This is a genomic window from Paraburkholderia sp. J10-1 (assembly GCF_905220165.1).
In the GTDB taxonomy this organism is placed as follows: Bacteria; Pseudomonadota; Gammaproteobacteria; order Burkholderiales; family Burkholderiaceae; genus Paraburkholderia.
On record NZ_CAJMYW010000002.1, the window covers coordinates 868,208 to 887,071 of the forward strand.

The window sequence follows — 18,864 nt, forward strand, 5'->3', positions numbered from 1 at the left end:
CGTTGGCGCCGCTGCGGGCGCTCGATGAACGCGCGCGCGTGCGTCAGAGCTTCACACCCCCCGCTTGCGGCGGCTCACGCCCTGGCTCGGCGAGCGGCAGGCTCACGGCGTCGTCGCTCCAGTACGGCTCGCGGCCGTAGTACTGATGCACGGAGCTGGCCCAGGTGCGATCGGCCATCGAAGGCCACTCGCCCTTGTCGAAGCCCGGTGCGTTCTTCACGCGCTCGGAGTTGAGGGCGATCACGAAGCACTTGCGCGACGCGTCGAGCGTGAGAGCGTTCCACGGCACCGCAAGCAGCTTGTCGCCAATGCCGAGAAAGCCGCCGCTCGACATCACCATGTAGGCAATGCGGCCGCTTTCCACGTCGAGCATGATCTCCTTGACTTTGCCGACTTCGTCGCCGTCCGAGCTCAGCACGCGGTCGCTGTCCAGCGTGCTCGCCGCCATCACGTCGGGGCCGGGGCCACGCGTTGTCGCGCGGTCGCGGCCGACAATGCGCGCGCCTTCGCCGCTGCGCGGCGTTGAAGCGATTGGGGTGTGTGCTGGGTTGTGCGCTGGGTTTTTCGAATAGGCCATGATGTTCTCCTTGTTCATGATGAAACGCGCACGCCGGGTGTTTCCCGCGCGCGCCCGAAATGGACCGGCCACGCCGGTTCCACAGCATCGGTCATGCCGTGGCGCGCCGGTGCAGGCTATCGCGCAGGTTATCGATCAGGAAACCGAATGAAGCAAGGCCGCGCGAGTGGGCGATTTGCGCGCCGCTGCGCCATGTAAGGCGCTACGACGACGGTAAATCGTTCATGCGGCGCACGAGGCCCGCGCGTATCAGGGCGTGGCGACCCGGTGGAGGATGTCCAGCAATTGCGCAACCGCGAAGGGCTTGCGCAGGAAGCCCGCGACGTCGGCGTCGGGGGGCGGGGTGACGAGCGCGGACACGAGCACGAGCGGCACGCGCGCGAGCTTGCTGCTGCGCCTCATTTCGCGCATGAGGGACAGACCGTCCATGCGCGGCATCATGCAGTCGGAGATCACGACATCGGGAGGGTCGTCGAGCGCGCTTTGCAGCGCATCCGAGCCGTCTGCGGCGGTGCGCACCCGGTAACCCTCCTGCCCGACCAGTTCCTTGAGCGCATCGAGTGCGTTGATGTCGTCGTCGACCAGCAATACGGTAGCCATACGTTTCTTGCGTGAGCGGCAGAGCCGGTTACGGTGGCTGGGCCGTTGTTCTTCGTGATCTTCTTTGCGATCGCGCCGCGGCGGGCCCAAACTATCCAGCGGCCGTCCCATACCGCGCAATTTCCGTTCCCGCGCCGTCGCGCGGGCGGGATTCTTTTCGGCTTCGATCGTCATCGCCGCGGCGCCGCTCCCTGTTGGGCGTGTTGGGCGGCGGATTCACGCAAGCGCAGTTGTGCGGCGACGATGGAGGCCGCGACCTCGGGAAAGCTGCCGAACGCCTCGTCGGGCAACTGGCGAAGGGCTTCGATCACGTCGCGCGGTGCGCCGCGGCTTTCGGCGCTTTCGATCAGCGTGGCTGGGTGCGCAGGCCAGGTGACGCATTCGAGGGCGTGCAGCGCGCGCCCGGTCAGGGCCTTGGCGTTCGAGCGCGCCTCGCCAAGGGTGTCGGCTCTTGTTGCCTCGCAAGCGGAAGCAGGCTTCATCGGCTCCTCCTTCGAAGATCCGATGTTTCCCGCAGGCGCCATTCCTGGCACCCTTTTGCCTGCCTTTTGCTCGTTGTCTACGCGCGGCTTCCGGCGGACGTTCAAGCGGGAAGTTTGTCGGCAAGCACGTCGGCGCGGCGAATTTGCGGCGGTGTGGCCAGCAGTTCGCCCGCATGCGCCATCAAGGCCGCCGCCACCTTGCCGTTCAGATGCGCTTCACGGCCAGCTTCGTCGTCGAAGGCATCGAAGATCGCAAACGTCGACGTGTCGAAGCGCACGCCGAACCAGGCCGGCGTGGCGGGTTCCGCGTCGACCAGCGGCTTCGCACCCGCGAGAAATGCCGCCAGTTCCTCTTCCTTGCCGGGCTGCGCATGCAGCTCGACGTACAACGCACGCTGGGTCATGACATGCCTCCTGTTACGTCGTGGCGCTTCAGGCATGGTCGCGGTGTTTCGGGGCGTTCGTCAAGCGTCGGGATGGTGGGGGATAGCGTGGCCCAAGGCGCATGTTTTTCACGATGATGCCGTAAACTCGGACATATCTTCAGACCACGCCGTACATGCTAGATCCGGTCAATATTCTTCTTGTCACGGTGCTTTCGAGCATCATGAGCCTCGCCATTCTCGGCTCGCTGCGGCCTGCGGGTATTCCCGGTGTGGGGCGGTGGATCGGCGCCTATTTGATGGCAAGCGTCGCGATCCTGCTCGCGGGCATGCAACGCCTTGGCTTGCCTGTCCTCACCGTCTTCGTTTCGAATACGTTGCTGGCGCTGGCTGTGGTGCGCATGCTCGAGGGCTGCCGCGAGTTCTTCGGGCTCAAGCCGCGCGTGCCGCTCGCCTACGCGGGAATCGTTGCGCTCGCAACGGGTATTGCGTGGTGGTACTGGGTGACGCCCAGTCTCGGCGCGCGCGTGGCCGTCGCCTCTGCGTTTCATGCGGCCATTTACGTGTCGATCGGTTGGCTCGCATGGCGTTGCCGGCCGCCCGCGCGCCCTGTCTACAGCTACCGGTTCGTGACGCTGGCGGCCTGGCTGGGCGCATTCGCACACGCGCTGCGCGGGGCGATGTACGGCAGCGGCATCGTGAGGCAGTACGGGCTGCTCGACTCCACGCCGCTCAACGTGGCGTGGCTCGCACTCGGCATTCTCGTGTTACCCGCGCTTTCGATCGGCCTGGTTCTGCTCGCGCACGACCGCATGGCCGAGCGGCTCGAGCGCCTCGCGAATCAGGACGAGCTGACCGGCGCGCTCACGCGCCGCGCCTTTCTGGCCCAGGCCAACGCGAAGCTCGAAGCCGCGCGCGAGCAGGGCGAGCAGGTCACGTTCGCGATTCTCGATATCGATCACTTCAAGTCGATCAACGACCGCTACGGACACGCCACAGGCGACCGCGTGCTCGCGCAGTTTTGCCGCGTCGTGAAGAGTGGCGTGCGCGTAGAGGACGTGTTTGGCCGGCTGGGCGGCGAAGAATTCGCGTTGCTCTTTGTTGGCATGACCCGCGACGACGCCGTGAGGCGCCTCGACGAATTGCGCGTGCTGGCCCTCGCCGTGCGGCGCAGCGCCGACGCTCACGCCCGTGAATCCGGGCAGGAGGCGCACGACGGCCTCACGTTCAGTGCGGGCGTGGATGAAGCCCAGATGCAAGACTCGCTCGCCACCTTGATGGCGCGCGCCGACGCCGCGCTCTATGTCGCCAAGTCACGCGGGCGCGACCGCGTCGTGGCCATCTGAAGAGTCTGTCGGTCTCCCTCGGCAGTTTATGCGTGGTGAATCAATGCCCGAATCCTTTCGCGGCGCGACGGGTATTCCTTATCGAAACTCCATGCGCTACGCATAGTTGCGCACCGCGAAGATCTAAACAGCGCTGTTTTTAAACGATAATTATCAATGGCGCGACTGACGTTGCGTGCAGCGTAAAGGCGCTTTCGCTGCATGACGTGCAGGGTCCAGGTGGCCTGCGTGGCGCGCCTCAAAAATTTTCGGGCGGGCGTTTCTTCCCTTGTAACCAGTGGCGATCACGCGATGCGGGATTCCTGCGGATATGAAACGCCTGCTCCTGGCGCCCCGCGCCCGCATTGGTTTTCGATTTCGCTCCGCATTCAAGCGCGCTCTGGCGCCGCCGGCCTGGGCACTCCCTGGTTCCCCGCCGCGCGCCGCGACTCACGCGCTCGCCAGTCATTGCATTACCCACATTCAAAAGTCCGTTGCCGCAACGCGCACGTCAGGCCTCATCGCGCGTGTCGTTGCGCTGCGGGCACATTACGGGCCTGCCTCCCGGTATCCATCCTGACCAGACAAGTCGCTTCCGGGGGCAGGCTTTAACCACAAGGAGCCTGAGATGAAAGTTGGCAGCAACTGGCGTAACGCACATAACAACGACGCGGCATTGCCCGCATTCCTCGCAGCACGTGTCGATCGTTACTACACCGAGCGCGTGCAGGAGAGCTGGGCCGGGGGCCACATCATGAAGGGTCGTGTTGCCGATGCTGATGCCTTGCACCTTTCGAGTAACGACTACCTTTCGATTGCGCGCCACCCCGAGATTCTCGATGCAATGTGCACGAGCATCCGCTCGGAGGGCAACGGGCTCTTGATGTCGGGCGTGTTCCTGCACGGCGACGACTGCCCGCAACTCACGCTCGAAGACCGCTTCGCGTCATACATGGGCGCCGAAGCGAGTGTGTTGTGCCAGTCGGGTTTTGCTGCGAACACGGGGCTGATTCAGTCGATCGCCAATGCGCAAACGCCGGTGTACGTCGACATGATGGCGCACATGTCGCTGTGGGAGGGCATACGCAGCGCTGGTGCGCGCGCGATCAGTTTCTTCCACAACGATGTCGAACACCTCGAGCAGCGCATTCAGCGCTACGGGGCCGGGATCGTGATTGTCGACTCCGTGTACAGCACGAACGGCAGCGTGGCGCCGCTCACTGCCATTGCCGAGGTGTGCGCCGAGCACGACTGCGTGCTGGTCGTCGACGAGTCGCATTCGCTCGGCACGCACGGCCCGCACGGCGCGGGCATGGTGGCCGAACTCGGGCTCATCGACCGCGTGCATTTCCGCACGGCCAGTCTCGCCAAGGCGTTTGCCGGGCGCGCGGGCATCATTAGTTGTTCGCGGCGCTTCCAGGAGTATTTCAAGTGCGAGGCGCTGCCGGCGATTTTCAGCTCGACGCTGCTGCCGCATGAGACGGCGGGCCTCGCGGCGACACTCGACGTGATCGAGCGCGAAGATTGGCGGCGCACGCGCGTTGCGGCCAACGCGCGTTACGTACGCGGGCGGCTTGCCGAACTCGGCTACAACCTGAACGGCAGCGAAACGCAGATCATCGCGCTCGAAGCCGGGCCGGAGCCGCAGACGATCTTGCTGCGCGACGCGCTCGAAGCGCGCGGCATTTTTGGTTCGGTGTTCTGCGCGCCCGCCACGGCGCAGAACCGCTCGCTCGTGCGGCTCTCACTCAATGCGGCGCTGTGCGAGGAGGAACTGGAGCGGCTCGTGGAGGTGTGCGCGGAGATTCGCGATGAGGTGCAGATGTGGAACTGGCCGTCTACGCGCCGCAACGAGCGCAACGCGGGCCGTGCGCGCGTGCGTGTGCCGCAGGCTGTGGTGAATATGCCGATGGTGGCCGTGGCGGCCTGAGCATGCGTGCAGCGAGGCGGCGATAGCGTGGGGGCACCCGATTTACGGCCTGCGGAAAACTTACCGCATTCGGTGCCGTAAATCAGGGTGAGTCCCACGCCGCCTGGATCTCGCGGTCGAGCTGGTCGAGATGCCGGTCGTAGGGCAGCACGTTGTCGAGCGCAAGCCCCGCCGGCTTCTTCACCACGGCGTAGAGATAGCGCCGGTCGCCGTGAAATTCCGATGCGGGGTGCATATACGGCTGCCATTCCGCACACTGCGCCGGGTAATAGCCTTCCGTGCGCCAGAAATAGGGCAGGCTGCGGCGGCTGTCGAGCTCCGCGAGAAAGCTTGCGGGCGCACCTTGTTCGACCGCGATTTCGCGCACGCCGCGCAGCGATTCGTCGGTGTGAATGACGAGCAGGTATGCCGTGCCGACCCCGTCGAACATCAGGAGTCCGTGCGGTTGGTACGAGAGATAGTGCTCGACGATGCCCAATGAATCGGCAATGCCTTTCACGTGCGCGGCGAGCGCATGATCCTTGAGGAAGGCATATTCGGAAACGGCGAGTGCTTCGAGCACCGTGCTGCAGCAGCGGTCGAAATACGCGCGCTGCATATCGCCGATCGCCTGGTTCAGCGTTTCCACGGCATCGACTTCATGCTTGCGGATGAAGCGGTCGATCAGCCCTTCGTTGAAGCTTTTCACCGCCACGTGCTCGTCGGCCTTGCCGGTCAGCACGATTTTCCTGATCGACGGGTCGGTAATCCGGCGGCAAAACTCCATGCCGTTGAGTTCGGGCATGTCGTAGTCGACGACCACGACCGATACCGACTCGAAGCGCGACGCGTTATGTACGAGACTACGTATCGCGTCGACGCGCATGGCGATGACCTGGTGCGCATCGTTTTCTTCGGTGCGGTCCAGATACGGGCTGAAGATGGGCTCAGCGGCCCGGTTCGGCCCGGCGCGGCCATTGAGAAACTTCAGCGCCTCGCTGGGCGAGCTGAACAGGCGGAAGGCCAGGTCGGGGTCGAGTTGCAGGCTCAGGTTCGAAAGGAACGCGGCGCTGTCGTCGACGAAGGCGACGGTGGTCGGGTAGGAGAACGGCTGAATGGCTTTCGTCATGGCGCAGGGAATGTCAAAACGAACTCGGTATATTCGCCTTTTACGGAAGAGCAGGTAATTGCTCCACCCATCGCTTGCATGACATCGCGGCAGAATGCCAGCCCGATTCCTGCTCCGAGCGTCACGTCATCGGTGGCGGTTGTCGAAGTATAAAAGCGCGTGAAGATGTGCGGCAATACCTCAGGGGAAATACCGGTGCCCGTATCGCTGAAAATCAAACGATTGGCCCGTTGCCCTGATTCAAGACGAATAGAAATCTGCGCGCCGTCGATGCTGCCCATATGCCGGAAGGCATTTTTGAGCAGATTGAAGAGCACGTGAACGGTAAGCATTTCAGATCCGTGGAATTCGAAATCGGGGCGCAGATTGCAGATTACCCGACGCCGGTCGCCTTCGCGAAACGGAAAACGCGCAAGCGCGGTTTCCACGCAATGCACGATCGAGCACGTTGTTGCGTTTTGCATGTTGCCGCCCGTGAAGCGCGCCGTGGCGAGCAGCATGTCGATGATCGCGTTCGAATGCAGGGCTTCCTGTTCAATGCGGCCAACCACGCCTTGCAGCGAATGCAGATGCGCCACGCGTATTTTGGGCACGGGCAAGCGGCTGCGCTGGGCGAGCTGATAGGTGTCGAGCAGCGCGGGTAAATAGCGCATGAGGCCTGCGGCGCCCACGCGGATCGCCACGAGCGGGGTGCGCAGTTCGTGCGCCACGCTGCCTGCCGTAGCCAGCATGGCGCGCTCCTGTTCGATCTGAATGCGGTCCTGATCGTAATTGGCCACCGCGCCGATCGCCACCGCGAACGAAAAGATCGCCAGATGGGTGAGGTAGTTCGGCCCCAGCACGACGGGGTACGTGGTGAGGCAGTACGCGATCACCGCGAGGCTGATGCCCACAAGGAACTGCAGCACGAGCATGAGCCAGTCGAGCAGCAGCACCATCACGAACGCCGCGATCAGCGCGCTCTCCACCCACACTTCGTTGCCGTTGTTCTTGAGCAGCATGAACGTGAAAAAGAACGGCAATGCGTAGAGCGTGCAGAAGTACCAGTACCACGGCAGCAGCTTTTTCAGCGCGGCAGGCCAGCGCTCGAACGCCAGAATCGGCACAAAGAGAAGAGAGCCGATCAGGCGCAGCGTGAGATTTTCATACGGCTGAGGAAAGAGGTCTTTCCAGACGTAGTAGTAAAGCGGAAAGCCCACGCTAGCCACGACGGCGAGCGGGCGCATGCGGCGCTTCACATATTGCAGGTTGCGCAGCGCGGGCGCGAAGGCGCGCACGAAGCGCGGACGCATCGACGCCCAGGCTCGCCTCAGTCGCACCGAGGTTCTTGAAACGTTCATCAGAATGGAATCGCTCATCGTTCTGGCCGGCGCGCGCGGTCCGGCCGGTCTTCTTGCGTCTCGCTTTTTTGGTGCCCCGTGCTTCTGCTTTCCCGCCGGAGGTCTCGCGTGGTCGGACCCCGTCTCCACCCGGCAAAGAAAGACAATATCACCAAAGGATTGCAGCGATGAGGCGTGTTTGGCCCCTGGATGGGCTTCGATGCGGTACCGGAGGAGGTTTGTTATGCGCTGCGCATCGATTCGCCTCATTTTAGAGGCATTCGACGGGCGCTCGGGCGCGCCTCTGTGCGGCCTTCAGGCCGCTGGCTTGCGTTGGGCGGAAATGAACTGCTCGATTGCGTCGTCCAGCGGCTGCGGCGCGTCGCGATGTGGAGAATGGCCACCGTGTGCTAGCGCGTGCACGCGTGCGTGCGGCACGGCCGCGCCAATCTCTTCGACCTGCGCCATGGTGCCGTAGTGGTCGTCTACGGCCTGTACGGCGAGCAATGGTGCACGAATCGATGCAAGATCGCCGACGATGTTCCAGGCCCGGAAGGCGGGATCGAGCCAGATGTCGTTCCAGCCGTAGAACGCGGAATCGACATCGTCGTGATAGCGCGCGAGCTTTTCGCGCAGGCGGGTCGTTTCGTACGCAACCTTCGCCTCGGCTATGCTTTCGACGGATATCGCTTCGACGAAGACGTGCGGCGCGATTGCCACCGCGCCATCGAGCGCCTCGGGAAAAGCGGCGGCATAGAGCAGCGCGATGGAGGCGCCGTCGCTATGACCGATCAGCCACATGCGCGTGCGTTCGGCTGCGCTGATGCCGAGTGCGTCGAGCAGGGCGGGCAAGACCTCGCGCGCCTGCTGGGTCATGAAATCGACTGGCCATTTCACGTGAGGCGCGCGCGGCGTGGAGCGCCCGTAACCCGGACGCGAATAAACGAGCCCGCGCATGCCGAGGCGCTCGCAAAGCGCGGCGGGCCAATCCTTCCACATCGCGATCGAGCCGAGACCTTCGTGCAGGAACACGGCGAGCGGCGCTTCGCCATCCGCCGCGCCGATCCAGCGATATTCAATGCGCAGCGCATCGTGCGTATGCGTGGCGGGGAGGTCGGCAAATTCGCTTTCGTTCATGGTGCTTGTCACGTGTCGCAGTCACGACTGAAACTGCTGGCGCAGCCGGAAACGCTGGATTTTACCGGTCGCCGTTTTCGGCAGATCGTCGACGAACAGAATGTCGCGCGGATACTTGTGCGGCGCAAGCCGCGTCTTGACGAACGCCTTCAACTGCTCGGCCAGTGCTTCATGCGAGGTGTCCGCTGCCGCCTGCTTGAGGACGACGAACGCGCAGGTTTTCACGAGCCCGCCCTGATCGACGCCGATCACGGCGGCTTCGAGCACGGCGTCGTGCTGCATGAGCACCATTTCGACTTCGATGGGCGAAACGTACTGGCCGCTCACCTTGAGCATGTCGTCGCTGCGGCCCGCGTAGACATAGGCGCCGCCTGGCAGGCGCCGGTACTTGTCGCCGCTTCTCACCCAGTCGCCGAGAAAGGTCGCGCGCGACTTTTCGCGATTGCACCAGTACATCACGGCCGCGCTCGGCCCGCGGATGAAGAGGTCGCCGATCTCGCCGTCGGGCACGAGCGCGCCGGTCTCGTCGCGCAGTTCGAGTTCGTAGCCGGGCACGGGGCGGCCCGTGGTGCCGTATTCCACGTCGCCTGGCCGGTTCGAGAGGAAGATGTGCAGCATTTCCGTGGAGCCGAGGCCATCGAGAATGTCGCTGCCGAAGTGGTCCCTGAAGCGCTCGCCCAGTTCGCGCGGCAGCGCCTCGCCCGCGGAGGTGCACACGCGCAGCGCGACATCGGCGCGTGCGGGGAGGTTGGGCGAGACCATCATGCTCGCATAGAGCGTGGGCACGCCGTAGAACACCGTGGGCCGATGCTGCACGAGGCGTGCGAATACGGCGTTGGCGGTGGGGCGTTCGGCCATCAGGATCGTGGTCGCGCCAACCGACAGGGGAAACGATAGACCGTTGCCGAGTCCATAGGCGAAGAACAGCTTGGCCGCCGAAAACACGATGTCGCTTTCGCGTATGCCGAGAATGGGCTTCGCGTAAGTCTCGACGGTCCAGTAGAGGTTGGCGTGCGTATGCACCGTGCCTTTGGGCTTTCCCGTCGATCCCGAGGAGTAGAGCCAGAACGCGATGTCGTCGCAGCCCGTTTGCGCGGCGCGCGGGGCGGGCTCGGCGCGCGCGATCAGATCGGCGAGGACCGCTAGTGGTTCATCTGAAGCGGGCTGTGGAGCGGGTGGTGAAGCGGGCTGCGAAGCGATTAACTGGCAGTCCTCACATTGTGCTTCGGCGAGCGCTGCACTCACCGCTGGCAGCACCGCGCCCGATGCGATGACCACGCGCGCGCGGCTGTGCGTGAGCATATACACGTAGTCGGCCGGCGTGAGCAGCGTATTGACGACCACCGGGACGATTCCCGCATAGAGCGCGCCGAGAAAGGCAATGGGCAACTCGATGGTGTCGAGCATCACGAGCAGAACACGTTCTTCGGTGTGAACGCCGAGCGCGCGCATGGCGGACGCGAAGCGGCGGGCCTGCGTTTCGAGTTCGCCGTAGCTCAGCGTGAGCGTGTCGTCGATATAAGCGGTCTTCGCGGCGCGCGCCGCATTGAGCGAGAACAGGTGCGTGGCGAAGTTGAATTGCGCCGGCGGCGCTACAGCCGCGGCGTGTTCTGGCGACGCTGCATGGATTTGCACGGTGGTGTCTCCGCTCTGTCTGCCACGATCGGATTTGTCGTCGTTCGACCTTTTCGCGGAAAATTAGCGGTTAGCAAAATGCATGTCAAGCACTATAGTACATCAACGCGGGTTAAGAGATTCCCTAAGATGAAGCAAACTTACATTGCCGAGCTTCCAGCGGAAGCCGCCGACGACGCCGCGCGCGGCGAACGCGCCGAACGCGATCCGTTCCTCACTGCCATGGGTGAGCGCGTGCGCATGCTGCGCGCGCGGCGCGGCATGACGCGCAAGACGCTGGCGGCGGAAACCGGGCTCTCGGAGCGGCATCTGGCGAATCTGGAGTCCGGGGTGGGGAATGCCTCCGTGCTGGTGCTGCGGCAGATCGCGAACACGCTGAACTGCCCGCTCGCCGAGGTCATCGGCGACGTCACGACCTCGTCGGCGGAATGGCTCCTGATCCGCGAACTGCTGCAGGGGCGCGACCCGGCTGCCTTGCAGCGCGCGCGCGTGGCGCTCGCCGAGATGTTCTCGCAAACCAGCGCCGATCCGCATCGCAACGAGCGTATCGCGCTCATCGGCCTGCGCGGCGCGGGCAAGTCCACCTTGGGGCGCATGCTCGCGCAGGAGCTGAAAGTGCCGTTCGTCGAACTGACGCGGGTGATCGAACAGCTGGCGGGCTGTCCGCCGTCGGAGATCCATTCGCTGTATGGCGCAAGCGCCTATCGCCGCTACGAGCATCGGGCGCTGGAGGCCGTGGTCGCGGAGCACCCGCGCGCCGTGATCGCCTCGCCGGGCGGTCTCGTTTCCGAGCCGGCCACGTTCAATGTGCTGCTCGCGCATTGCTTCACCGTCTGGCTGCAGGCCGCGCCCGAAGAGCACATGCGCCGCGTCGTGGCGCAGGGCGACCTGCGCCCCATGTCGGGCAATTCGGGCAACAGCGAGGCGATGGACGACCTCAAACGCATCCTGGCGGGCCGCAGCGAACTGTATGGCCGCGCCGACATGAGCTTCGACACCAGCGAAAAGACGCTCGCCGACGCCTACCTGCAACTGCGTGACCGGCTCGCCGCCCGCCTGGCCGCCGAGGCGCCGCGCATCGAGTAACTGGCGGCCGCGCACTGCGATGTTGCGGGTTAACCCCTTAACATGCATTAAAATGCATTGATGTGCTTTACATGAGCATTCCATTGCACTATCGTTGATTGAAACGAAGTGCAGAAAGGAGACGCTCATGGCCGCAGTCGAAACCGCCGTCGCCCCGCAACGGGTCGATTACCGCACCGAGCCTTCGCAGTACCGGCACTGGAAGCTGACGTTCGACGGCGCCGTGGCGACGCTTGGCATGGACATCGCCGAGGATGGCGGCATTCGCGACGGCTACAAGCTGAAGCTGAATTCATACGACCTCGGCGTCGATATCGAACTGCACGATGCACTCCAGCGCATCCGCTTCGAGCATCCGGAAGTGCGTACGGTCGTGCTGACCAGCCTGAAAGACCGCGTGTTCTGCTCGGGCGCCAATATCTTCATGCTCGGCCTTTCCACCCATGCGTGGAAGGTCAACTTCTGCAAGTTCACCAACGAAACGCGCAACGGCATGGAAGATTCGTCGCGCCATTCGGGCCTGAAGTTCATTGCGGCGGTGAACGGCGCCTGCGCCGGCGGCGGCTATGAGTTGGCGCTCGCCTGCGACGAGATCATGCTCGTGGACGACCGGTCCTCCTCGGTTGCGCTGCCGGAAGTGCCGCTGCTTGGCGTGCTGCCCGGCACGGGCGGCCTCACGCGTCTGACCGACAAGCGCAAGGTGCGCCACGACCGTGCCGACATCTTCTGCACCGTGGTGGAAGGCATACGCGGCGAACGCGCGAAAGCCTGGCGCCTCGTGGATGAAGTCGTGAAGCCGAACCAGTTCGGCCAGGCCGTGCAGGCGCGCGCGCTCGAACTTGCGGCTGCGAGTGACCGGCCAGCGGGTGCGCAAGGCATTGCGCTTACGCGTATCGAACGTGTGGAGCACGATAGTGGGCTGAGCTACGCAACCGTCGAAATTACGATCGACCGCGCGAAGCGCACCGCGACGTTTACCGCGAAAGCGCCCGTCACAGCACCTGCTTCGGACATCGAATCAATCGTCGAGGCCGGCGCGAAGTGGTGGCCACTGCAGTTCGCGCGTGAACTGGACGACGCGATTCTCTGCATGCGCACGAACGAACTCGACATCGGCACGTGGATCCTCAAGACCGAAGGCGACGCGCGCACCGTGCTCGCCGCCGACGCCGCGCTGCTCGCGCACCGCGACCACTGGTTAGTGCGCGAGACCATCGGCATGTTGCGCCGCACGCTGGCGCGCATCGATGTGTCTTCGCGTTCGCTGTTCGCGTTGATCGAACCTGGCTCGTGTTTCGCCGGCACCTTTGCCGAACTCGCATTCGCCGCCGACCGTACGTACATGGCCGCGCTGCCCGCGAACGAAGACGAAGAACCGGCCATCACGCTCTCGGAAGCGAATTTTGGCCTTTATCCCATGGTCACGCATCAATCGCGTCTCGCGCGGCGTTTCTATGAGGAAACCGAACCGCTCGATGCCGTGCGCGAAAAGATTGGCGAAGCGGTCAAGCCGGTCGAGGCGGAGCGCCTTGGCCTCGTGACGGCCTCGCCCGACGACATCGACTGGCCCGACGAAATCCGTCTCGCGCTGGAAGAGCGCGCGGTCATGTCGCCTGACGCGCTCACGGGTCTCGAAGCGAACCTGCGCTTCAACGGCCCGGAGACGATGGAAACGCGCATCTTCGGGCGGCTCTCCGCGTGGCAGAACTGGATCTTCAACCGGCCCAACGCCGTGGGCGAGAAGGGCGCGCTCAAGGTGTACGGCAAGGGCAGCAAGGCGCAGTTCGACGTCGCCCGCGTCTAAGATCCGCATCCGCCGCCGCGTTTGCCGCGTCCGTCGAATTTGCTGGAAGGAACCGCAATGTCCACGATCAATTACAGCGAAAAGATTCCGAACAACGTCAACCTGGCCGACGATCGCGCGCTGCAGCGCGCCCTCGAGCAATGGCAGCCGAACTTCCTCTCGTGGTGGGGCGACATGGGCCCCGACGGTTCGCACGGCTACGACGTCTATCTGCGCACGGCGGTGAGCGTCGACGCGGGCGGCTGGGCGCACTTCGACCATGTGAAAATGCCCGATTACCGCTGGGGCATCTTCCTCACGCCGGGCGAAGCGGATCGCAAGATCCATTTCGGCGCGCACAAGGGCGAGGCCGCGTGGCAGGACGTGCCGGGCGAGCACCGCGCGAATCTGCGCCGCATCATCGTTACGCAAGGCGACACGGAGCCCGCCTCCGTCGAGCAGCAGCGTCATCTCGGCCTCACGGCGCCTTCCATGTACGACCTTCGCAACCTGTTCCAGGTGAACGTGGAAGAAGGCCGGCACCTGTGGGCGATGGTGTATCTGCTGCATCGCTACTTCGGACGCGATGGTCGTGAGGAAGCCGAAGCGTTGCTCGATCGCCGTTCGGGCGACGACGACAACCCGCGCATCCTCGGCGCGTTCAACGAGAAAACGCCTGACTGGCTGGCGTTTTTCATGTTCACGTATTTCACCGACCGCGACGGCAAGTTCCAGCTTTCTGCGCTTTCCGAATCCGGCTTCGACCCGCTCGCGCGCACGACGAAATTCATGCTGACCGAAGAAGCGCATCACATGTTCGTCGGCGAATCGGGCATCTCGCGTGTCGTGCAACGCACCGCTCAGGTCATGAACGAACTGAAGACCGACGACGTGAAGCGCCTGCGCGCCGCGGGCGTGATCGACCTCGAAACGATTCAGCGCTACCTGAATTTCCACTATTCGGTGACGATCGATCTGTTCGGCGCCGACCACTCGTCGAACGCCGCGACGTTCTACAGCTCGGGCCTGAAGGGCCGCTACGAAGAGACCAAGCGAGACGACGACCACCAGCTCGAAGGCCAGCAATACCGCCTGCTCGACGTGCAGGACGGCAAGCTCGTGGAGCGCGAGGTGCCGATGCTCAATGCGATGAACGAAGTGCTGCGCGACGACTACATCAAGGACTCGATTGCGGGCGTGAACCGCTGGAACAAGGTGCTGGAAAAGGCGGGCATCGACGCCCGGCTCACGGTGCCGCACAAGGCGTTCAACCGCCAGATCGGCACCTTTGCGGGCGTGCGTGTTTCGCCGGACGGCCGCGTGATTGGCGAGGCCGAATGGGCTGCGAACGAAGCGAAATGGCTGCCCACCGCGGAAGACCGCGCCTATGTCGCCTCGCTCATGGGCCGCGTGACCGAGCCCGGCAAGTTCGCCAACTGGATCGCGCCGCCGGCCATGGGCATCAACCGGCAGCCCATCGATTTCGAATACGTGCGCTTTAACTGAGGAGCGCGGCGGCGCGTAGCGACGCATTCGCGCGCCGCGATGGGAGACAATCATGAACGGTCCGCTACCCGTGGAAATTCTCAGGCAACATCTGATCGATCCTGAGATCTGCATACGCTGCAATACGTGCGAGGAAACGTGTCCCATCGACGCGATCACGCACGACGGCACCAACTATGTGGTGAAGGCCGACGTCTGCAACGCCTGCATGGCCTGCGTGCCGCCATGTCCGACCGGCGCGATCGACAACTGGCGCAACGTGCTCAAGGCCGAGGCGTACTCCATTGACGAGCAGTTCACGTGGGACGAACTGCCTGCGCAGAATCCATCGGTCGGTGCGCCGGCCGCAGCACAAGAATCAGGCGATGCGGCAAGCGTTGCACAAGCGGCGCCGAATGCCGCCGATGTGCCCGTCGGCGGCTCCGACATGGTGCGCGGCTCGACCGTGCCGCCGTGGTCGGCGGCGCGCCCCTATGTCCAGCTCTACACGCACAAGGCGCCGACCACGGCGACCGTGGTCGGCAACTATCGCCTCACCGACGACGCGACCGAAAGCGACATCCATCACATCGTGCTCGATTTCGGCGCCATGCCGTTCCCGGTGCTGGAAGGCCAGTCTATCGGCATCTTGCCGCCGGGCGCGACCCTGGAAGGCCGGACCCATCATGCGCGCCAGTATTCGATTGCGAGTCCGCGCGACGGCGAGCGTCCTGGTTATAACAACGTCTCGCTCACGGTGAAGCGCGTGACGCGCGATCACAGTGGCAACGCAACCGATGGCGTGTGCTCGAACTATCTCTGCGACCTGAAGAAGGGCGACGTGGTGACCGTGATCGGGCCGTTCGGCAATACCTTCCTGATGCCGAACCATCCGAATTCGCATCTGTTGATGATCTGCACGGGCACCGGCTCCGCGCCCATGCGCGCGATGACCGAATATCGCCGCCGCCGCAGGCTCAAGGGCGCGACTGGCAAGCTCATGCTCTTTTTCGGCGCGCGCACGCAGCAGGAATTGCCGTATTTCGGACCCCTGATGAATCTGCCGAAAGATTTCATCGACACGAATCTCGCCTTTTCACGCACGCCGGGCCAGCCCAGGCGCTATGTGCAGGACGCCATGCGCGAGCGCGCCGTGGATGTTGCGCAGTTGCTCAAGGACGGCAACACGCATGTTTATGTCTGCGGGTTGAAGGGCATGGAGGACGGCGTGCTGCAGGCGCTTCAGGAGATTGCCGAGACGCACGGCATGGGCTGGGAGGCCTTGTGGGACCGTCTCAAACGCGAAGGGCGGCTGCATCTCGAGACGTATTGAAACGTTCGAATGCAATGAATCGAGGCCTGAATCGAAACACGTAAAGAGCCAGCGATAGTTTAAGCACGGTCGTTCGAAAAGCGTTACGATGGCGAATCGCAAAGGCGCGCGCACTCGCGCGCCATCGTTGGAGACGCCTGAATGAACCTCGTTGCTGAAATGCCTGCCGGCCTGACCGGCGTCGAACAGTTGCAGCACATGCTGCATGGAAGCCGTGGCCCGGCCATTGGCGAAACGCTTGGCTTCAGGCTGGTCGAAGTCGAAGAGGGCCGCGTAGTGTTCGAAGGCACGCCCGGTCTGCACGTGTACAACCCCATCGGCACGGTGCACGGCGGCTATGCCGCCACGCTGCTCGATTCCGCGTGCGGTTGCGCCGCGCACTCGCGGCTCGGCACGAATCAGGGCTACACCACGCTCGAGTTGAAGGTCGCGTACCACCGGCCCATGACCGCCGATACCGGCCCGGTGCGTGCGGAAGGGCGTGTGCTGAGCATTGGCCGCCGCGCCGCCTTCACAGAGGCCAGCATCACGGATGCGCAGGGCAAGCTCTACGCATCCGCGACTTCCACCTTGCTCGTGTTCGACCGCTAACGCATGACGAGCATGACGACCGGCGCACGGGGGCTAGATCGCCGCGCGCGCCTTGTCCTCGATGAGTCGTACGAGCGTTTGCAGCATACGGTTCGCAGGCGTAGGCACGCCAAGCGCCGCGCCGCGCTTCACGACGTAGCCATTGAGGTGATCGATCTCGCTGAGCTTGCCGCGTGCGAGATCCTGCGCCGTGGACGAGTACTGGCCGGGCATGGTCTGCGCGATGCGCGGCACTGCGCTGTCGATGTCCGGCGGCAGCGTCACGCCGTCGGCCTGAGCAACGGCCACGCATTCGCCGACGATGTCGTGCATCGTCTCGCTCACGCCCGCGCCTTTCACGAGACGCCCATAGGGCAATTGCGTAATCGCCGAGAGCGCGTTGTACGCGCAGTTCACGATTAGCTTCGCCCACAGCGCGCCGCGTACATTGGGCGAGATTTCGGTGGGCACGCCTGCGTCGATGAGCGTGCGCGCGGTGGCGTCGCTCGCGCGTGAAGGTTCGATCACCAGTTCGCCGCGCCCGTGATGGCGCACGTGGCCGGGCCCCGCCATCTCCGTGGCGACATAGACCACCGCGGCCGCCACGTCCTGCGGGATCACGGTGCGCAGGCGCTCCGCGTTATCCGCGCCGTTCTGCAGCGTGAGCACGAGCGTGTCGGCGCGCAAATGCGGTTTGATCGCCGCGCCTGCGTTCTCGGTGTCGGTCGACTTTACGCAGAACAGCACGAGGTCGGCGCCCGCCACCGCGGAGGCTTCGGTACTGGCCGTGAGATGCGGCGCGCCGATGCGCTCGTCGAACTGCTGCGCTTCGACGCGTAGCCCGTCGCGCGTCACGGCCTCGACGTGCTGGGGCCGGCCGATCAAGACCACATCGTGTCCCGCGCGCGCGAGCATGCCGCCGAAAAAGCAGCCTACTGCGCCCGCGCCCATGACGGCGACTTTCATTTGCGTTTCTCCTGTGTGGCGTACGGACTACGTCGTCTGTGATGTTCAGCGCAGCTCGAAGCCGAGCGCGTTGAGCGCGTCGCGCAAGCGGTCGCGGCCGTGCAGCGACTCGCGGCTGCGCCAGCGCGCGAGCGAGCGCACGGTCCAGCCCGCCGCGCTCAGTCCCTGGGCGGTCTGGAAGCCGCCCATGACTTCGTCGTACTGTGCAATGGCCGCTGCTTGCGAGGGCGCGTCGTATTGTTCGCGGTGGAGTACGACCTCCTGCGGCAAGCGCGGTTTCACATCCGCGGGGCGCGTTTCGTCGGGATAGCCCACGCACAGGCCGAACACCGGGAGCACGCGCGGTGGCAGGCCCAGTTCCGCAGCCACCTGCTCAGGCTGATTGCGGATGCCGCCGATATACACCGCGCTCATGCCGAGCGATTCGAGCGCGACCACGGCGTTTTGCGCGGCAAGCGCCGCATCGATCATGCCGACGACCAGCGTCTCCATGTAGTGCAGACCTTCGACGCTAGCCCCGCCGCGCGCGCCCGCCGCTTCGAGGCGCGAGAGGTCGGCGAGCCACACGAGAAAGAGCGGTGCTGCGCGAACATGCGACTGGCCGCCCGCAAGCTCGGCGAGGCGCGCCTTGCGCTCGGGGTTCTCGATGGCAACCACGCTCCACGTCTGCAGGTTCGACGAGGTCGAGGCCGATTGTGCCGCTGCGATCAACGTTTCGAGCGTGCCTTCAGGCAGCGGACGGTCCGCGTAATTGCGCACCGAGCGATGCGCGAGCAGCGTGTCGAGCGTAGCGTTCCAGTCCGGCAGCGGCGCGGACCACGGCGTGCCGTAGCGCGCTTCGAGGGCGCGCATGGCATCGGCGATTTCGGCAGTGGGGTGCGCGGGCGTGGTGACGGTGGACATCGGGTTTCTTCTCCGGCAGGTGACGGTTGAATCGGGCGCGCTGTAATGCGCTGTAATCGACCGCTGCGATCGATCGCGGCGCCAAGCGCCGTATGGTACATGGCTCGCGCGATTGGCGCAGGCGTTCACCGGCACGCTCCCAAGCGCTGGGGCGCGCCAGCAGAGTTCGCGCGTGACCGGTATCATCTGGATCTGCGCATGCGCTCGCCCAGGGCGGCGGCCGCCATCTTCTGCTTTCCCCC

The 18,864-nt window shown here is 64.4% G+C and carries 17 protein-coding genes; 7 read left to right on the plus strand and 10 right to left on the minus strand.

The features are described 5' to 3' along the window. Positions 1–43 precede the first annotated feature (43 nt). From U5A65_RS10750 to U5A65_RS10765, 4 genes are all read right to left on the minus strand, one after another. Positions 44–577: a PRC-barrel domain-containing protein gene (locus tag U5A65_RS10750; protein WP_321946248.1), complete on the minus strand. Its 534-nt coding sequence runs from the start codon at positions 575–577 to the stop codon at positions 44–46. A gap of 249 nt (positions 578–826) precedes the next feature. After that, positions 827–1,351: a response regulator gene (locus tag U5A65_RS10755; RefSeq protein ID WP_321946249.1), complete on the minus strand. Its 525-nt coding sequence runs from the start codon at positions 1,349–1,351 to the stop codon at positions 827–829. Next, a complete protein-coding gene (locus U5A65_RS10760) occupies positions 1,348–1,659 on the minus strand; it encodes a DUF2795 domain-containing protein (RefSeq protein ID WP_321909442.1) in 312 nt (103 codons plus the stop codon). The genes U5A65_RS10755 and U5A65_RS10760 overlap by 4 nt, the downstream gene beginning before the upstream one ends. Before the next feature lie 101 nt (positions 1,660–1,760). After that, complete coding sequence (locus U5A65_RS10765) at positions 1,761–2,063, minus strand: antibiotic biosynthesis monooxygenase (protein ID WP_321909440.1); 303 nt, start codon at positions 2,061–2,063, stop codon at positions 1,761–1,763. Between the two features lie 155 nt (positions 2,064–2,218). Here U5A65_RS10765 and U5A65_RS10770 point away from each other — a divergent pair, with 155 nt between their 5' ends. Continuing rightward, the gene (locus U5A65_RS10770) at positions 2,219–3,388 is read left to right on the plus strand and encodes a GGDEF domain-containing protein (protein ID WP_321909439.1); all 1,170 of its coding nucleotides are present in this window, start codon (positions 2,219–2,221) and stop codon (positions 3,386–3,388) included. 607 nt (positions 3,389–3,995) lie between these two features. Beyond that, complete coding sequence (gene cqsA, locus U5A65_RS10775; protein WP_321909438.1) at positions 3,996–5,297, plus strand: alpha-hydroxyketone-type quorum-sensing autoinducer synthase; 1,302 nt, start codon at positions 3,996–3,998, stop codon at positions 5,295–5,297. Between the two features lie 82 nt (positions 5,298–5,379). On the opposite strand, the gene U5A65_RS10780 is transcribed toward cqsA, so the two are convergent. The 4 genes from U5A65_RS10780 to U5A65_RS10795 form a co-directional block, all read right to left on the minus strand. Continuing rightward, positions 5,380–6,405, minus strand: a complete 1,026-nt coding sequence (locus U5A65_RS10780; protein ID WP_321909436.1) for a response regulator — start codon at positions 6,403–6,405, stop codon at positions 5,380–5,382. Then, the gene (locus U5A65_RS10785; protein WP_321909435.1) at positions 6,402–7,763 is read right to left on the minus strand and encodes a HAMP domain-containing sensor histidine kinase; all 1,362 of its coding nucleotides are present in this window, start codon (positions 7,761–7,763) and stop codon (positions 6,402–6,404) included. The genes U5A65_RS10780 and U5A65_RS10785 overlap by 4 nt, the downstream gene beginning before the upstream one ends. 276 nt (positions 7,764–8,039) lie before the next feature. Further along, the gene (locus U5A65_RS10790) at positions 8,040–8,861 is read right to left on the minus strand and encodes an alpha/beta fold hydrolase (protein WP_321946250.1); all 822 of its coding nucleotides are present in this window, start codon (positions 8,859–8,861) and stop codon (positions 8,040–8,042) included. A 21-nt stretch (positions 8,862–8,882) separates the two neighbouring features. Then, complete coding sequence (locus U5A65_RS10795) at positions 8,883–10,496, minus strand: benzoate-CoA ligase family protein (RefSeq protein ID WP_321946251.1); 1,614 nt, start codon at positions 10,494–10,496, stop codon at positions 8,883–8,885. Positions 10,497–10,625: 129 nt separating this feature from the next. On the opposite strand from U5A65_RS10795, the gene U5A65_RS10800 reads away from it, so the two are divergent. From U5A65_RS10800 to U5A65_RS10820, 5 genes are all read left to right on the plus strand, one after another. Continuing rightward, entirely contained in the window at positions 10,626–11,582 is a 957-nt protein-coding gene (locus U5A65_RS10800; RefSeq protein WP_321933615.1) for a helix-turn-helix transcriptional regulator, read from the plus strand. Positions 11,583–11,709: 127 nt separating this feature from the next. Then, the gene (boxC, locus tag U5A65_RS10805) at positions 11,710–13,386 is read left to right on the plus strand and encodes a 2,3-epoxybenzoyl-CoA dihydrolase (protein WP_321933613.1); all 1,677 of its coding nucleotides are present in this window, start codon (positions 11,710–11,712) and stop codon (positions 13,384–13,386) included. 57 nt (positions 13,387–13,443) lie between these two features. Continuing rightward, positions 13,444–14,871 carry a benzoyl-CoA 2,3-epoxidase subunit BoxB gene (gene boxB, locus U5A65_RS10810; RefSeq protein WP_321909425.1) on the plus strand — a complete coding sequence of 476 codons (1,428 nt, stop codon included), beginning with the start codon at positions 13,444–13,446 and terminating at the stop codon, positions 14,869–14,871. A 52-nt stretch (positions 14,872–14,923) separates the two neighbouring features. Beyond that, positions 14,924–16,183: a benzoyl-CoA 2,3-epoxidase subunit BoxA gene (boxA, locus tag U5A65_RS10815; RefSeq protein ID WP_321909423.1), complete on the plus strand. Its 1,260-nt coding sequence runs from the start codon at positions 14,924–14,926 to the stop codon at positions 16,181–16,183. A gap of 141 nt (positions 16,184–16,324) precedes the next feature. Further along, a complete protein-coding gene (locus tag U5A65_RS10820; RefSeq protein ID WP_321909422.1) occupies positions 16,325–16,774 on the plus strand; it encodes a PaaI family thioesterase in 450 nt (149 codons plus the stop codon). Between the two features lie 33 nt (positions 16,775–16,807). Here U5A65_RS10820 and U5A65_RS10825 read toward each other — a convergent pair whose 3' ends face one another. After that, positions 16,808–17,719 (minus strand): 2-dehydropantoate 2-reductase, encoded by a 912-nt coding sequence (locus U5A65_RS10825; RefSeq protein WP_321946252.1) that lies wholly within the window; start codon positions 17,717–17,719, stop codon positions 16,808–16,810. 45 nt (positions 17,720–17,764) lie between these two features. Continuing rightward, a complete protein-coding gene (locus U5A65_RS10830) occupies positions 17,765–18,622 on the minus strand; it encodes an NADPH-dependent oxidoreductase (RefSeq protein WP_321909419.1) in 858 nt (285 codons plus the stop codon). Positions 18,623–18,864 lie beyond the last annotated feature (242 nt).

Coding starts and splice junctions, on each gene's coding strand:
- U5A65_RS10750 (WP_321946248.1), bottom strand. CDS start 577: ATGGCCTATTCGAAAAACCCAGCGCACAACCCAGCACACACCCCAATC.
- U5A65_RS10755 (WP_321946249.1), bottom strand. CDS start 1,351: ATGACGATCGAAGCCGAAAAGAATCCCGCCCGCGCGACGGCGCGGGAA.
- U5A65_RS10760 (WP_321909442.1), bottom strand. CDS start 1,659: ATGAAGCCTGCTTCCGCTTGCGAGGCAACAAGAGCCGACACCCTTGGC.
- U5A65_RS10765 (WP_321909440.1), bottom strand. CDS start 2,063: ATGACCCAGCGTGCGTTGTACGTCGAGCTGCATGCGCAGCCCGGCAAG.
- U5A65_RS10770 (WP_321909439.1), top strand. CDS start 2,219: ATGCTAGATCCGGTCAATATTCTTCTTGTCACGGTGCTTTCGAGCATC.
- cqsA (WP_321909438.1), top strand. CDS start 3,996: ATGAAAGTTGGCAGCAACTGGCGTAACGCACATAACAACGACGCGGCA.
- U5A65_RS10780 (WP_321909436.1), bottom strand. CDS start 6,405: ATGACGAAAGCCATTCAGCCGTTCTCCTACCCGACCACCGTCGCCTTC.
- U5A65_RS10785 (WP_321909435.1), bottom strand. CDS start 7,763: ATGAGCGATTCCATTCTGATGAACGTTTCAAGAACCTCGGTGCGACTG.
- U5A65_RS10790 (WP_321946250.1), bottom strand. CDS start 8,861: ATGAACGAAAGCGAATTTGCCGACCTCCCCGCCACGCATACGCACGAT.
- U5A65_RS10800 (WP_321933615.1), top strand. CDS start 10,626: ATGAAGCAAACTTACATTGCCGAGCTTCCAGCGGAAGCCGCCGACGAC.
- boxC (WP_321933613.1), top strand. CDS start 11,710: ATGGCCGCAGTCGAAACCGCCGTCGCCCCGCAACGGGTCGATTACCGC.
- boxB (WP_321909425.1), top strand. CDS start 13,444: ATGTCCACGATCAATTACAGCGAAAAGATTCCGAACAACGTCAACCTG.
- boxA (WP_321909423.1), top strand. CDS start 14,924: ATGAACGGTCCGCTACCCGTGGAAATTCTCAGGCAACATCTGATCGAT.
- U5A65_RS10820 (WP_321909422.1), top strand. CDS start 16,325: ATGAACCTCGTTGCTGAAATGCCTGCCGGCCTGACCGGCGTCGAACAG.
- U5A65_RS10825 (WP_321946252.1), bottom strand. CDS start 17,719: ATGAAAGTCGCCGTCATGGGCGCGGGCGCAGTAGGCTGCTTTTTCGGC.
- U5A65_RS10830 (WP_321909419.1), bottom strand. CDS start 18,622: ATGTCCACCGTCACCACGCCCGCGCACCCCACTGCCGAAATCGCCGAT.